This window comes from Rhizobium sp. KNZ2-6A (assembly GCF_056755475.1).
In genome coordinates this window covers 1-12,733 of sequence record NZ_JBNDIC010000028.1, presented here as the reverse complement: position 1 = coordinate 12,733, position 12,733 = coordinate 1, and the positions used below count along the sequence as shown (strand labels likewise).

The window sequence follows — 12,733 nt, the reverse complement described above, 5'->3', positions numbered from 1 at the left end:
TCACCTCTAGCGAGGCCCGTCGCCCGGGCCGGGTAAACATATGGTGATCGCTTGCCGCGATTCAATCGAGCCGGCGCGCCGCAGCCTTTTCCATCGCCTTGGCCAGCTTGACGTCATGGTCGGTCAGGCCGCCGACATCGTGCGTCGTCAGTCTCACCTCGACCCGGGAATAGACGTTGAACCATTCCGGGTGATGGTTGAATTTTTCCGCGGCAAGGGCGGCTTCCGTCATGAAGCCAAAGGCCTCGACGAAACTGCGGAATTTGAAGGTCTTCGAAATCGAAAGGCCGTCGTCCGCAAGCGCCCAGCCTACAAGTTCCGCAAGATTTTCATCGATTGCCGTCCGGTCCAGCTTCTCGTATTTCATGGCAAACTACTCCTCTCAGAGCAATTCCAGGAAAAGTGCGAAGCGGTTTTCCGTCCGGAATTGCGTAACAACAAAGGATAGAGCTTTTTCGCGTTTCGAAGAAAAGCAGTAAAGCTCTAGCGGTGAAACGATAGCATGGATCGTCACAGGATTCTTTTCGTCTGCGCCGGCAATATCTGCCGGTCACCCCTCGCCGAAGGCATATTCAGGCATCTGGCGGGCAAGGCGGGCCGTGCGGCTGAATTCGACATCGATTCCGCCGGCACCGGCGGCTGGCATCAGGGCCAACGACCGGATCGGCGCTCGATCGCCGTCGCGGCCGGTCACGGAATCGATATTTCACGCCAGCGCGCCCGGCGTATCGAACCTGCCGATTTCGGCAGGTTCGATCTGATCCTGGCAATGGATCAAGACAATTTGAAGAACTTGCGCAAGACGGCACCCGCCGATGCGCTAGGCAAACTGCATCTCTTCAATGCCCTTGCGCTCGGCCACAACAGGGACATTCCCGATCCCTACTATGGCGACCGCGAGGATTTCGAGACGGTTTACACCATGCTCTTGGCGGGCTGCGGCGCATTATTGCCCAAGGCCGGGAAGGTGCTGCGCGGCTCGTGAAGCGGGAATATCTCTTCGGTGAGATAAGGCCCGCCGCCGACCGATTCGCGCGACGAGAGAAGCACGAAGCGCCCCACCGTGAACGGCTGAGTATAGAAGTTGCCGCGACCGGAGAGATAGTGCACGACATCGTCGACCCGCGAGGATTTCAACCTGGCAAGCGTAACATGCGGCGTGAACTTGCGGGGATCGGGCTGCAGGCCGATGCGCTGGCAGATGCGTTCGATCTCGCCTTGCAGCGCGTGCATGTCCGGTGTCTGCGAGACACCGGCCCACACCGAGTGCGGCTTCTTGGAGCCGAAGGAACCGATGCCCTCCAGCCGAAGCTGGAATTCAGGTCGATCTATCCGGTCCAGCCGGTCGACGATCTCATCGGCAGTGCGGCCATCGACATCGCCGATGAAGCGCAGAGTGATGTGATAATTTTCAACGTCGATCCACCTGGCTCCCGGGAGACCACCGCGCAACAATGACAGGCTCATGGCCGCATTGCGCGGAATTTCGAGGGCGGTAAAAAGTCTCGGCATGACGAGCACTCCCCGAATCTCTTGCAGGTACAGGTAGGGAATCACGCATTTGCAGTCGGTGCAAGCACCTATTTCGCACCTGCGTCAATCGTCCCTACAAAACTGATAACAGCCGGCAACATATGCTCGATCATCACATCCACGCCCTTGGAGCTCGGATGCATACCATCGGCGAGCTGCAGATCCGCATGCGTGGCGACGCCGTCGAGGAAAAACGGATAGAGCGCAAGCTGGTATTTGTCGGCAAGACGCTTGTAGATCGGGTTGAATTTGTCGGCGTAGTCAGGCCCCATATTCGGCGGAGCCAGCATACCGACGAGAAGGATCGGGATTTTTCTGCCCTTCAACCGCTCGATCATCGTCTCGAGGTTCTTTTCCGTCTGCTCCGGCGGAATGCCGCGCAGGGCGTCATTGGCACCGAGCTCGAGGATCACGCCATCGGTACCATCGGGCACCGACCAGTCGATGCGCGCGAGCCCGCCCGAGGTCGTATCGCCGGAGACACCGGCATCGGCAACGGCGTTATCCAGTCCCTTGGCCTTCAGCGCGGCTTCCAGCTTGGCGGGAAATCCGTCGCCGGGCGGCAGCTGGTAACCCGCCATCAGGCTGTCGCCAAAGCCCACCAGCTGGATCGTCCGGGCCTGCGCAATGCCCACCGCGCCAAACAAAAGACCGAAAGTGATGACAGCGAAGTGAAGCGCAGCAACTTTAAAACCCATGATCCATTCCCTAAATTCGCTGCTCGGGCCAGTCGCGCCCGCCATTATCTCTGATGTTCACTGATATATAGGGCGTTCGCATTGGCAAAAACCATCATCGAGCTGAAGAAGGCGGATTTGACGCTCGGCAGTGCCGCCGCGTCAGTCCATGTGCTGAAGGGCATCGACCTCACGGTCATGGAGGGCGAAGCCGTCGGCATCGTTGGCCCGTCCGGCTCCGGCAAATCGACCTTGCTGATGGTGTTGGCCGGCCTTGAAAAGCTCGACAGCGGCGAACTTCTGATCCGTGACACACCCCTGCACAGCCTGAGCGAGGACCGCATCGCCGATTTCCGCGGCCGCAATATCGGCATCGTTTTCCAGTCCTTCCATCTTATCGCCAACATGACGGCGCTGGAAAACGTCGCCGTGCCGTTGGAGCTTGCTAATGTCCGCGACGCCTTCGACATCGCCCGGCGCGAGCTGGAAGCGGTGGGGCTGGGCGAGCGGCTCAACCACTATCCCGGCCAGCTCTCCGGCGGCGAACAGCAGCGCGTCGCCATCGCCCGCGCGCTGGCCCCTTCGCCCGCCGTCCTCATCGCCGACGAACCCACAGGCAATCTCGACACCGATACCGGGCGGCAGATCGCCGACCTGCTCTTCGCCCAGCAGGCCGAGCGCGGCACGACCATGCTGCTCGTCACCCATGATCCGGCGCTTGCCGCCCGCTGCTCGCGCCAGATCCGCGTCCGCTCCGGCGAAATCGAGAATGACAGTACACGCGCACGCACCAGCCAGGCAGCGATTGCATGAGCGCGGCGGGATTTCGCCTGACGCTCGCTTTCCGCCTTGCCATGCGCGAATTGCGCGGTGGCCTTGGCGGCTTCTACATCTTCCTCGCCTGCATTGCGCTCGGCACCAGCGCGATTGCCGCCGTCAATTCCGTATCCCGTTCGATCACTGACGCCATCGCGACGCAGGGGCAGTCGCTGCTATCAGGCGATGCCCGGTTCGAACTGCGCAATCGGGAGGCGACGCCGGAGGAATTCGCCTATCTCCAAAGCCTCGGCGAGGTCTCCCGCTCCACCGGACTGCGCTCCATGGCGCGCCTGCCCGACGGCTCGGACCAGGCGCTGGTCGAGGTCAAGGCCGTCGACGATGCCTATCCGCTCTACGGCACCTTCGAGGCCGAACCCAATCAGCCGCTCCCAACGCTATTGGCTGCCAAGGATGGCACCTATGGCGCCATCGTCGCCCCCCTGCTGCTCGAACGCCTGAACCTCAAGATCGGCGATGCCCTGCTGTTGGGTCACACCAAGCTGCGCATCACCGGAACCGTTGAGAGCGAGCCGGATGCCGTCTCCGAAGGCTTCGGCTTCGCGCCACGCCTGCTCACCAGCCGCGATGCCCTGATCGCTTCCGGCCTGATCACGACAGGCAGCCTCGTCGAGCAGGCCTATCGGATCCGCATGGACAATCCGGCGGCTGGCATCCGCAATCTCGGTGACCGCGCCAATGCCGCCTTCCCGCAGGCGGGCTGGTCGATCCGCAGCAGCGACCGCGCCGCGCCGCAGCTTGCCGACAACATCACACGTTTCTCGCAGTTCCTGACGCTCGTCGGTCTGGCGGCTCTCATCGTCGGCGGCGTCGGCGTTGCCAATGCCGTCCGCGCTTTCCTCGATTCGAAGCGCAGCACCATCGCCACCTTCAAATGCCTGGGCGCTCCGGCCTTCGTCGTGGTGCTGATCTATCTCATCCAGATCGCCGTCATTGCACTGGCCGGCATCGCCGCCGGTCTCGTTCTTGGCGCCATCGCTCCCATGATCGCGTCGAAGTTCATGGCCGAATTCCTGCCCATTTCAACCACACCGAGGCTTTATCCCGGCGCGCTGATACTCGCCGCCGCCTTCGGCTTGCTGACGACGCTTGCCTTCGCCATTCCGCCGCTCGGCCATGCCCGCGAGGTGCCGGCAACCGCGTTGTTCCGTGAACAGGGCTTCGAAGCACGCCGCCTGCCCGGCTGGCCCTATCTGCTGGCCGCCGGCCTGCTGATGGCGGCACTTGCGGCGCTCGCGATCATCACCGCCTATGATCGCTTCATCGCCATCGTCTTCGTCGTCTCCATCGCCGTCGCCTTCGTCATCCTGCGCGCTGTCGCCGCCGCGCTCTCCTGGCTTGCCCGCCGCAGCCCGCGCGTGCGCTCGCCCGCTTTGCGCCTCGCGATCGGCAATATCCACCGGCCGGGCGCGCTGACCTCATCCGTCGTGCTGTCGCTCGGCCTTGGCCTGGCGCTGCTGGTGACCCTGACACTGATCGACGGCAACATGCGGCAGGAATTGACGGGCCGCATGAGCGAACAGGCGCCGAATTTCTTCTTCGTCGATATTCAGGGGCCGGAACTGGAAGGCTTCCGCAAGATCATGCTCGCCGAGGATCCGAAGGGCAAGCTCGTCGAGGCGCCGATGCTGCGTGGCCGCATCGTCGCCTTCAATGGCGAGGATGTCACCAAGATGAAGGTGCCGGCCGCAGGTCAATGGGTCCTGCGCGGCGATCGCGGCATCACCTATGCCGATACAGTGCCGGAAAACGCCTCGGTCACGGAAGGCAAATGGTGGGACAAGGACTATAGCGGCGAACCGCTGGTCTCTTTTTCCGAAGAGGAGGGCAAGGCGCTCGGCCTGAAGCTCGGCGACAAGGTCACCGTCAACGTGCTCGGCCGCAACGTCACCGCGAAGATCGCCAGCTTCCGCAAGGTTCAATGGCAATCGCTGTCGATCAATTTCGTGATGATCTTCTCGCCCAATACCTTCAGGGGCGCGCCGCACGCCTGGTTGGCAACGCTGACCGATACGTCCGCCACCTCCGCTCAGGAAGCGGCGATCCTCCGGAAGGTCACCAATGCCTACCCGACCATAACAAGCGTTCGCGTCAAGGACGCGCTCGATGTCGTCAATACGCTTGTGGGGCAGCTCGCCACCGCTATCCGCTCCGCCGCCTCGGTCGCGCTCATCGCGTCCGTGCTGGTGCTGGCAGGTGCGCTCGCGGCCGGCAACCGCGCCCGCACCCATGATGCCGTCATCCTCAAGACGCTCGGCGCGACGCGTGCGACGCTGATCCGCGCTTTCAGCTACGAATACCTGATCCTGGGCGCGGCAACCGCCGTCTTCGCGCTGATCGCGGGTTCAGCATCCGCCTGGTATATCGTCAGCCGCATCATGCGCCTGCCGTCTGCCTTCCTGCCGGACGTCGCCTTCTCGACGCTGATCATCGCCCTGGTGCTGACTGTTGGTATCGGCCTGATCGGTACCTGGCGCATCCTCGGTCAGAAAGCAGCGCCCGTTCTGCGCGAGCTCTGATTCATTACCAAGATGAACCGGGAGCCGGCAAAACGGCTCGATATTACATCGATTTAACATGCGCCGGATCGCTGGACCCTTGTGTATGAGGCCCGAAAGCCTCATATTCTGTGCAGGCATGCTGGAGCTCCGCAGCGGCGCCTGGGCTTGAAAGACCCGACACCGTACTCACATCGGAGCTTGAAAGAGGAAAACATGGCTGACTTCCGCAATTACCAAAACCGGGCGCAGAGCGGCGCGCAATCCGGTGCGATGATAGACGAGGGCCTTCGAGCTTACATGCTCAAGGTCTATAACCTGATGGCGCTGGGTCTGGCGATCACGGGTGTTGCCGCCTATCTCTCCTTCTCGCTCGCCTTTGCAAACGGACAGATCACGGCCTTCGGCCAGGCGATCTATCTCAGCCCGCTGAAGTGGGTTGTCATTCTCGCCCCGCTGGCAATGGTCTTCTTCCTGAGCTTCAGGATCAACCGCATGAGCGTGGCTGCCGCGACGACGACCTTCTGGGTCTACGCCGCGCTGGTGGGCCTGTCGCTGTCGTCGATCTTCATCATCTACACCGGCCAGAGCGTCGTGCAGACCTTCTTCGTGACCGCCGCCTCCTTCGGCGCGCTGTCGCTCTACGGCTACACGACCAAGCGTGATCTGTCCGCGATGGGCTCGTTCCTGATGATGGGTCTCTTCGGCCTGATCATCGCGACGCTAGTCAACATCTTCCTGGCTTCGTCCGCCCTGCAGTTCGCCATCTCCGTGATCGGTGTCCTGATCTTCGCAGGCCTCACCGCCTACGATACGCAGCGGATCAAGGAAATGTACTATACCGCCGATGATGCGACCGTGGCCGGCCGCAAGGCCATCATGGGCGCCCTGTCGCTCTACCTGGACTTCATCAACCTGTTCATGTTCCTGCTGCAGTTTATGGGCAACCGCCGTTAATCGCAGCGCATGAAATGAGCAACGGAAAGGCGGCTTCGGCCGCCTTTTTTATTTGCCTGGCGGTCGGCCCTGCGATTTGATACCGACGGTCATATCAAGCAGATCAGGCAATAGAAGCAATGTCCGTCAGCCTTCGCAGCGCTACCACAGACGACCTCCCCCACATCACCGCCATCTATCGGGATTCCGTATTGAACGGCACGGCGAGCTATGAGATCACGCCGCCGAGCCAGGAGGAGATGGCAGGCCGCTTCCAGGCAATCCGTGAAAAGGGCTATCCCTATATCGCCGCAGAAGACGAAACCGGCGCGTTCCTCGGCTATGCCTATGCCTCATCGTTCCGTACGCGGCCGGCCTATCGCTGGATGGTGGAGGATTCGATCTATCTGGCGCCCGAGGCCCGTGGGCGCGGCGTCGGCAGGCTGCTGCTCGATGCGCTCGTCGAACGCTGCGAAGCTCTCGGCTTCCGCCAGATGATCGCCGTCATCGGCGGCGCCCATCCCGCCTCCGTCGCCGTACATCGCGCCGCAGGCTTCACCGAAAGCGGCCTCTTGAAAGGCACCGGCTACAAGCACGGCCGATGGCTGGATACCATGCTGATGCAGAAGGCCTTGGGCGAGGGCAACGGCACCGATCCGGATCCGTCGGTTTATCCTGGGACGTTGTTTGGGGAGTAAGATCTACCTACTGATCGAGTCTCGAATACCCCCTCTGTCACTTCGTGACATCTCCCCCACAAGGGGGGAGATCGTTGGGAGCTCGGGACTGGTTACCCGTTAAACAATAGGCTGCATTTTCAGCGGATTCGATGTTCGCTTGAGGCGGGAGCGTGTTGCGAGCTAACAATCTCCCCCCTTGTGGGGGAGATGTCACGAAGTGACAGAGGGGGGTGCGCACTATCCTCACACCGTCGAAACTATTTCTCCACCAGCTTCAGCTGCTTATCGAACACCTTAAGAACCTGCTGCACCTCGTGGCCGCGCTTCAGGATCATGCCGTTGGTGTTAACCACGGAAAACGCGCCCTGCTTGGCGGCAAGCTTCGGATTCTTTTCGATGCGGAAGAGCGGCATCTCGCCGGAGCGCTTGAAGACAGAGAAAACCGCCTTCTCCTTCAGATGGTCGATGGCGTAGTCGCGCCATTCGCCTTCGCCGACCATGCGGCCGTAGATCCATAAGATCGCGTCCAGCTCCCGGCGATGGAAGGTCACCGGTAGCGGATCCTTGCTTTGTTTGTATTCTCTGAGATCGACGACGACGGAGGAATTAGTATCGGCGGAACGGTGTTCGCCGTGTCGCAAATCCGGCTGATCAGTCATCAATCCCCCAAGGGCTATCTCATGACAGGAGAATGACAGTTTGCCTCAGCCACACCAAATTGCAAGACGGCTGATCGCTCACAATTTCTTTCCCGTGCCCGAAAGCATCTCGGCAGCGCCGCATTTCAGACAAAACGACGCCCAATTTACAGGAAGTATAGGAGCCGTTTGGCGCCGCCGCGTCAAACGGCCCGGCCGGGGCGCATCGATTAAACCCCAGCCCCGAATGCGTCCTCGCCGGGCATCCCCCCTTTTTGGCGTGAGCCAAAATAGGGAATCTTTTCGGCGCGAGCCGAAATTCAGAAAAGCCGCTCAGCCGTCCGAGCCGATGGTCAGAACCGTTGCTCCAAGAATGGCGGCCGGATCGCCCGAAGGCGTCGACGATTGCAGAAGGACGGCAAGACCTCTTCGGCCGGCCTTATCAAGCACGGTGGAGGGCAGTACCAGGCTCATGGCCTTGCCATCCCACATGCCCACGGTCTCGACGTCCGATACGGCATGCATATAGGCGATCTGCTGGCCGGTGTTTTCACCGCCTTTCGGCGCCACCATCTGCTCCTTGTCGAAATAGACGACGACCACATTGGCCCTGCCCTCACCGGCGCCGATCTTGATCTCGAGTTCGTCGCCCTTCGTGGCGGCGTTCACCGGAACGATCAGCCCCTCGCCGTGGCGCTGGAAATCGTCGAGCTTGACATTGATGGCGTCGAGATCGGCACCGTTCATATGGTCCCTGCCATTGACGATCGCCTGCGGCGTATAGACTCCGCTGCGCCCCATCGTGCGGGCATAGGCATATTGGCGCGCCGTATTGTCCTTGGACGCCATGGTGTCGTTCCAGCCGAGATAGTTCCAATAGTCGACATGATAAGCGAGCGCGACGACATTGCCCTGGCGGATCAGCTTGCGGAACGCCGCGTCGGCAGGCGGACAAGAGGCACAGCCCTGCGAGGTGAAGAGCTCAACGACGCCCTTGATCTTCGATGCCTCCTGCGCATGCAGCGAACTTGCGAGCGCGATGCCTGCCAGAAGTGGAACCGAAAATCGAAGGCGCATTTCTATCTCTACCTCTGCATCCAATCTCGAGCGCCGTCTGCCTATACGGGCTCTGCAAAACTCGCGCTTCTTGGGGCGACCAGGCCACATCAAGCCCGAAAAATCTGAAACAAGAGATAATAGCTTAACGCGATGACGCAAAGTCACGATGGGGTGAGGCTGACGCCCGGCGGAGGAGATGCCGTACACATCACCGTGAAAAACAAGACGCCGCCGGGAGACTTTCCCGGCGGCGTGCAAGAGTAGTTCGGACGCCTATCAGGCGGCGAGATCGCGCAGAACGGTCTGCAGGATGCCGCCATTGTTGACGTAGACGACCTCATCCAGCGTATCGATGCGGCAGATGATCGGAACATCCTTCACCGTGCCGTCGCCATAGGTGATCTTGGCGATCTTGCGCTCGCGCGGCTTGATGTGTTCCAGGCCTTCGATGGTCACGAGCTCATCGCCCTTCAGACCGAGGCTCGCCCAGGTGGTGCCTTCCTCGAAGACGAAGGGGATGACGCCCATGCCAACCAGGTTCGAGCGGTGGATACGCTCGAAGGACTGGGCGACGACGGCGCGGACGCCGAGCAGGTTCGTGCCCTTGGCAGCCCAGTCGCGCGACGAGCCGTTGCCGTATTCGACGCCTGCGAAGATGACGAGCGGAACGCCCTCGGCCTTGTACTGCATGGCCGCATCGTAGATCGACGTCTCTTCCTTGGACGGATAATGGATGGTGTAGCCACCTTCCTTGCCGTTCGGGCCGAGCATGTGGTTGCGGATGCGGATGTTGGCAAAGGTGCCGCGCATCATGACTTCATGGTTGCCGCGGCGCGTGCCGTACTGGTTGAAGTCTGCAACACCGACGCCATGGCCGATGAGGTAGGAGCCGGCCGGCGAGGCAGCCTTGATCGAACCGGCCGGGGAAATGTGGTCGGTGGTGATCTTGTCCCCGAAGAGGCCGAGAACGCGGGCGCCCTTGATGTCGGAAACGCCGGCGCCGGTCTTGCCCATGCCCACGAAGTAAGGCGGGTTCTGCACATAGGTCGAGTTGTCGTCCCAGGTATAGGTCTGGCCCGGAGGGACCTGCACGGCCTGCCAGTTGGCGTCGCCCTTGAAGACGTCGGCATACTTGCTCTCGTAGAGCTCGCGGGTGACGTATTTCAGGATGAATTCCTGTACTTCCTGCGAGGTCGGCCAGATGTCCTTCAGGTAAACGGGCTTGCCGTTCTGGTCTTCACCGATCGGCTCCTTCGTCAGGTCGAGCTGCACCGAGCCGGCGAGCGCGTAGGCGACGACCAGCGGCGGCGAAGCCAGGTAGTTCGCCTGAACGTCGGGCGAGATGCGGCCCTCGAAGTTGCGGTTGCCGGAGAGAACGCCCGATACGATCAGGCCCTTGTCGTTGATCGTCTTCGAGATCGGCGCCGGCAGCGGGCCGGAATTGCCGATGCAGGTGGTGCAGCCGAAGCCGACCAGGTTGAAGCCGAGCTTGTCGAGATCGGCCTGCAGGCCGGACTTGGCAAGATATTCGCCGACGACCTGCGATCCCGGCGCGAGCGAGGTCTTGACCCACGGCTTGGTTTTCAGGCCCTTGGCAACGGCGTTACGGGCAAGAAGGCCGGCAGCGATCAGCACCGACGGGTTGGAGGTGTTGGTGCAGGAGGTGATGGCGGCGATGGCAACGTCACCATGGCCGATATCGAAATCCGTGCCTTCGACCGCATAGCGGTTGGAGAGCTGGCCGGGCTTCTTGTATTCGGTGTCCAGCGAGGTGGCGAAGCCGGAAGCGATGTTTTCCAGCGCGATACGGCCTTCCGGGCGCTTCGGGCCAGCCATCGACGGCACGACGTCGTTAAGGTCGAGTTCCAGCGTGTCGGTGAAGACGAGGTCGGAACCGTCATTGTCACGCCACATGCCTTGAGCCTTCGAATAGGCTTCGACGAGCGCGATACGGTCCTTGGCGCGGCCGGACATGTTGAGATAGTTCAGCGTTTCCTTGTCGACCGGGAAGAAGCCGCAGGTCGCGCCGTATTCCGGACCCATGTTGCCGATGGTGGCGCGGTCGGCGAGCGGCATGTTGTCGAGGCCGGGGCCGAAGAATTCGACGAACTTGGAAACGACGCCCTTCTTGCGCAGCATCTGTACCACGGTCAGCACGAGGTCGGTCGCGGTGACGCCTTCCTTGAGCTTGCCGGTCAGCCTGAAGCCGATGACCTCGGGCAGCAGCATGGAGACCGGCTGGCCGAGCATGGCGGCTTCCGCTTCGATACCGCCGACACCCCAGCCGAGAACGCCGAGGCCGTTGATCATGGTCGTGTGGCTGTCGGTACCGACGCAGGTATCGGGATAGGCGATCGTTTCGCCGTCCTCTTCCTTCGTCCAGACGGTCTGGCCGAGATATTCGAGGTTCACCTGGTGACAGATGCCGGTGCCGGGGGGAACGACGCGGAAATTCTTGAATGCCTGCTGGCCCCACTTCAGGAAGCGGTAGCGCTCGCCGTTGCGCTGGTATTCCAGCTCGACGTTCTTGGCGAAAGCCTGTGGCGTGCCGAATTCGTCGACGATGACGGAGTGGTCGATGACGAGATCGACGGGAACGAGCGGATTGATCTTTTCCGGATCGCCGCCGAGGGAGACCATCGCGTCGCGCATGGCGGCAAGGTCGACAACGGCGGGAACACCGGTGAAGTCCTGCATCAGCACGCGCGCCGGGCGATAGGCGATTTCGTTCTCGACGGTGCCCTTGTTGGTCAGCCATTCGGCGACGGCAAGGATATGGTCCTTGGTGACCGACTGCCCGTCTTCAAAACGCAGCAGGTTTTCCAGAAGCACCTTCATGGAATAAGGCAGCTTGGAAACGCCGGGCAGACCATTGGTCTCAGCCTTGGGAAGGCTGAAATAAACATAGTCTTTCCCGCCCACGGTCAGCGTGGAACGACAATTGAAACTGTCAAGAGATTTAGACACGAGATACCCCGTTTCTGATAGCCAACACAGTCGTGCGAACGCCTATGCACTTTATGCACATCAGGATGCGGGTGCGGCCATTTCCGCTGTCCGCACGTAAGGCAGAAAACCTTATGTTCGGCGCAAGGATGAAATTCACGCCGACCGCTGGCGTGGTTGCAGGTCTTATAGATAATTTCGTAAAGACTTGCCAGAGTGACAAAGCGCAAATTTGGACAATTTTTTGCGCGCTGCGGCAACGACAACGGGGAAAGCCTGAGCGAATGCATCTAAGCGCTGAAAATCTGGCGGCAAGGCGGGGTGAGGACCTGATTTTCTCGAATGTTTCCCTCAGCTTGGCTGGCGGCGAAGCCCTTATTCTGACCGGGCGCAACGGCTCTGGAAAATCAACGCTTCTGCGAGTTGTGGCCGGCCTTCTGAGGCCCGAAAAAGGTCGCGTCACATTCACCGGAAAGGCCGGCGAATCGGACCATCCGGCGGGCGAAGCCAGCCACTATCTCGGCCACCGCAATGCGATGAAATCCGAGCTGACCGTCGCTGAAAACCTGACCTTTTGGAAAACCTTCCTCGGCAACATGGTGGGAGGTTTCGGCCTGGATGTCGATGAAGCTGCAGACGCCGTCGGGCTCGCCGGCATCACCCACCTGCCCTTCGGCTACCTCTCCGCCGGCCAGCAGCGGCGAATCGCTTTCGCCAAACTTTTGGTCGCCCACCGCCAGATCTGGATCCTCGACGAGCCGACGGCAGCGCTGGACAGCTCCGCTGACCGGCTGTTTGCGGAACTGATCACAACGCATCAGAAGAATGGCGGCATCGTTCTTGCGGCCACGCACCAGCCGCTGGGCTTGGAGAATGCGCAGGAAATGCGTATGACGGGGTTTGCCGGGGTGAGTGAGGGGGTTTGGGGA

At 61.1% G+C, this 12,733-nt stretch carries 12 protein-coding genes; 6 read left to right on the top strand and 6 right to left on the bottom strand.

Going from position 1 to position 12,733, the window contains the following annotated elements; translation table 11 throughout:
• Window positions 1-61 precede the first annotated feature (61 nt).
• Complete coding sequence (locus ACPYOP_RS19275) at window positions 62-367, bottom strand: 4a-hydroxytetrahydrobiopterin dehydratase (protein ID WP_481411946.1); 306 nt, start codon at window positions 365-367, stop codon at window positions 62-64.
• A 135-nt stretch (window positions 368-502) separates the two neighbouring features.
• Between ACPYOP_RS19275 and ACPYOP_RS19270 the strand changes: the two genes are divergently transcribed.
• A complete protein-coding gene (locus tag ACPYOP_RS19270; protein ID WP_481411945.1) occupies window positions 503-985 on the top strand; it encodes a low molecular weight protein-tyrosine-phosphatase in 483 nt (160 codons plus the stop codon).
• Here the strand turns inward: ACPYOP_RS19270 and thpR are convergent.
• Window positions 916-1,512 (bottom strand): RNA 2',3'-cyclic phosphodiesterase, encoded by a 597-nt coding sequence (gene thpR / locus ACPYOP_RS19265; protein ID WP_481411944.1) that lies wholly within the window; start codon window positions 1,510-1,512, stop codon window positions 916-918. The genes ACPYOP_RS19270 and thpR overlap by 70 nt on opposite strands.
• Before the next feature lie 68 nt (window positions 1,513-1,580).
• Complete coding sequence (locus ACPYOP_RS19260; RefSeq protein ID WP_481411943.1) at window positions 1,581-2,231, bottom strand: arylesterase; 651 nt, start codon at window positions 2,229-2,231, stop codon at window positions 1,581-1,583.
• An 81-nt stretch (window positions 2,232-2,312) separates the two neighbouring features.
• Between ACPYOP_RS19260 and ACPYOP_RS19255 the strand changes: the two genes are divergently transcribed.
• From ACPYOP_RS19255 to ACPYOP_RS19240, 4 genes are all read left to right on the top strand, one after another.
• Window positions 2,313-3,023, top strand: a complete 711-nt coding sequence (locus ACPYOP_RS19255) for an ABC transporter ATP-binding protein (protein ID WP_481411942.1) — start codon at window positions 2,313-2,315, stop codon at window positions 3,021-3,023.
• Window positions 3,020-5,566 (top strand): ABC transporter permease, encoded by a 2,547-nt coding sequence (locus ACPYOP_RS19250; protein WP_481411941.1) that lies wholly within the window; start codon window positions 3,020-3,022, stop codon window positions 5,564-5,566. Before ACPYOP_RS19255 ends, ACPYOP_RS19250 begins: the two co-directional genes overlap by 4 nt.
• Before the next feature lie 195 nt (window positions 5,567-5,761).
• Window positions 5,762-6,502 (top strand): Bax inhibitor-1/YccA family protein, encoded by a 741-nt coding sequence (locus tag ACPYOP_RS19245; protein WP_075853634.1) that lies wholly within the window; start codon window positions 5,762-5,764, stop codon window positions 6,500-6,502.
• A 119-nt stretch (window positions 6,503-6,621) separates the two neighbouring features.
• Window positions 6,622-7,179, top strand: a complete 558-nt coding sequence (locus ACPYOP_RS19240) for an N-acetyltransferase family protein (protein ID WP_481411940.1) — start codon at window positions 6,622-6,624, stop codon at window positions 7,177-7,179.
• 239 nt (window positions 7,180-7,418) lie between these two features.
• Here ACPYOP_RS19240 and ACPYOP_RS19235 read toward each other — a convergent pair whose 3' ends face one another.
• The 3 genes from ACPYOP_RS19235 to acnA form a co-directional block, all read right to left on the bottom strand.
• Window positions 7,419-7,820, bottom strand: coding sequence for a DUF2794 domain-containing protein (locus ACPYOP_RS19235; RefSeq protein WP_481411939.1), 402 nt, complete (start codon window positions 7,818-7,820; stop codon window positions 7,419-7,421).
• A gap of 312 nt (window positions 7,821-8,132) precedes the next feature.
• On the bottom strand, window positions 8,133-8,876 hold the full coding sequence (locus ACPYOP_RS19230) for a DUF1223 domain-containing protein (RefSeq protein ID WP_481411938.1): 744 nt from the start codon (window positions 8,874-8,876) through the stop codon (window positions 8,133-8,135).
• Window positions 8,877-9,134: 258 nt separating this feature from the next.
• A complete protein-coding gene (acnA, locus tag ACPYOP_RS19225) occupies window positions 9,135-11,825 on the bottom strand; it encodes an aconitate hydratase AcnA (RefSeq protein WP_481411937.1) in 2,691 nt (896 codons plus the stop codon).
• Between the two features lie 263 nt (window positions 11,826-12,088).
• On the opposite strand from acnA, the gene ccmA reads away from it, so the two are divergent.
• Window positions 12,089-12,733: heme ABC exporter ATP-binding protein CcmA (ccmA, locus tag ACPYOP_RS19220; RefSeq protein WP_481412010.1), on the top strand; the 645-nt coding region annotated here is incomplete at its 3' end.

Bases quoted from the DNA above. Each gene is read 5' to 3' on its own strand.
- ACPYOP_RS19240 (WP_481411940.1), top strand. From the start codon at position 6,622: ATGTCCGTCAGCCTTCGCAGCGCTACCACAGACGACCTCCCCCACATC.
- ACPYOP_RS19245 (WP_075853634.1), top strand. From the start codon at position 5,762: ATGGCTGACTTCCGCAATTACCAAAACCGGGCGCAGAGCGGCGCGCAA.
- ACPYOP_RS19260 (WP_481411943.1), bottom strand. From the start codon at position 2,231: ATGGGTTTTAAAGTTGCTGCGCTTCACTTCGCTGTCATCACTTTCGGT.
- ACPYOP_RS19270 (WP_481411945.1), top strand. From the start codon at position 503: ATGGATCGTCACAGGATTCTTTTCGTCTGCGCCGGCAATATCTGCCGG.
- thpR (WP_481411944.1), bottom strand. From the start codon at position 1,512: ATGCCGAGACTTTTTACCGCCCTCGAAATTCCGCGCAATGCGGCCATG.
- ACPYOP_RS19275 (WP_481411946.1), bottom strand. From the start codon at position 367: ATGAAATACGAGAAGCTGGACCGGACGGCAATCGATGAAAATCTTGCG.
- ACPYOP_RS19250 (WP_481411941.1), top strand. From the start codon at position 3,020: ATGAGCGCGGCGGGATTTCGCCTGACGCTCGCTTTCCGCCTTGCCATG.
- ACPYOP_RS19230 (WP_481411938.1), bottom strand. From the start codon at position 8,876: ATGCGCCTTCGATTTTCGGTTCCACTTCTGGCAGGCATCGCGCTCGCA.
- ACPYOP_RS19235 (WP_481411939.1), bottom strand. From the start codon at position 7,820: ATGACTGATCAGCCGGATTTGCGACACGGCGAACACCGTTCCGCCGAT.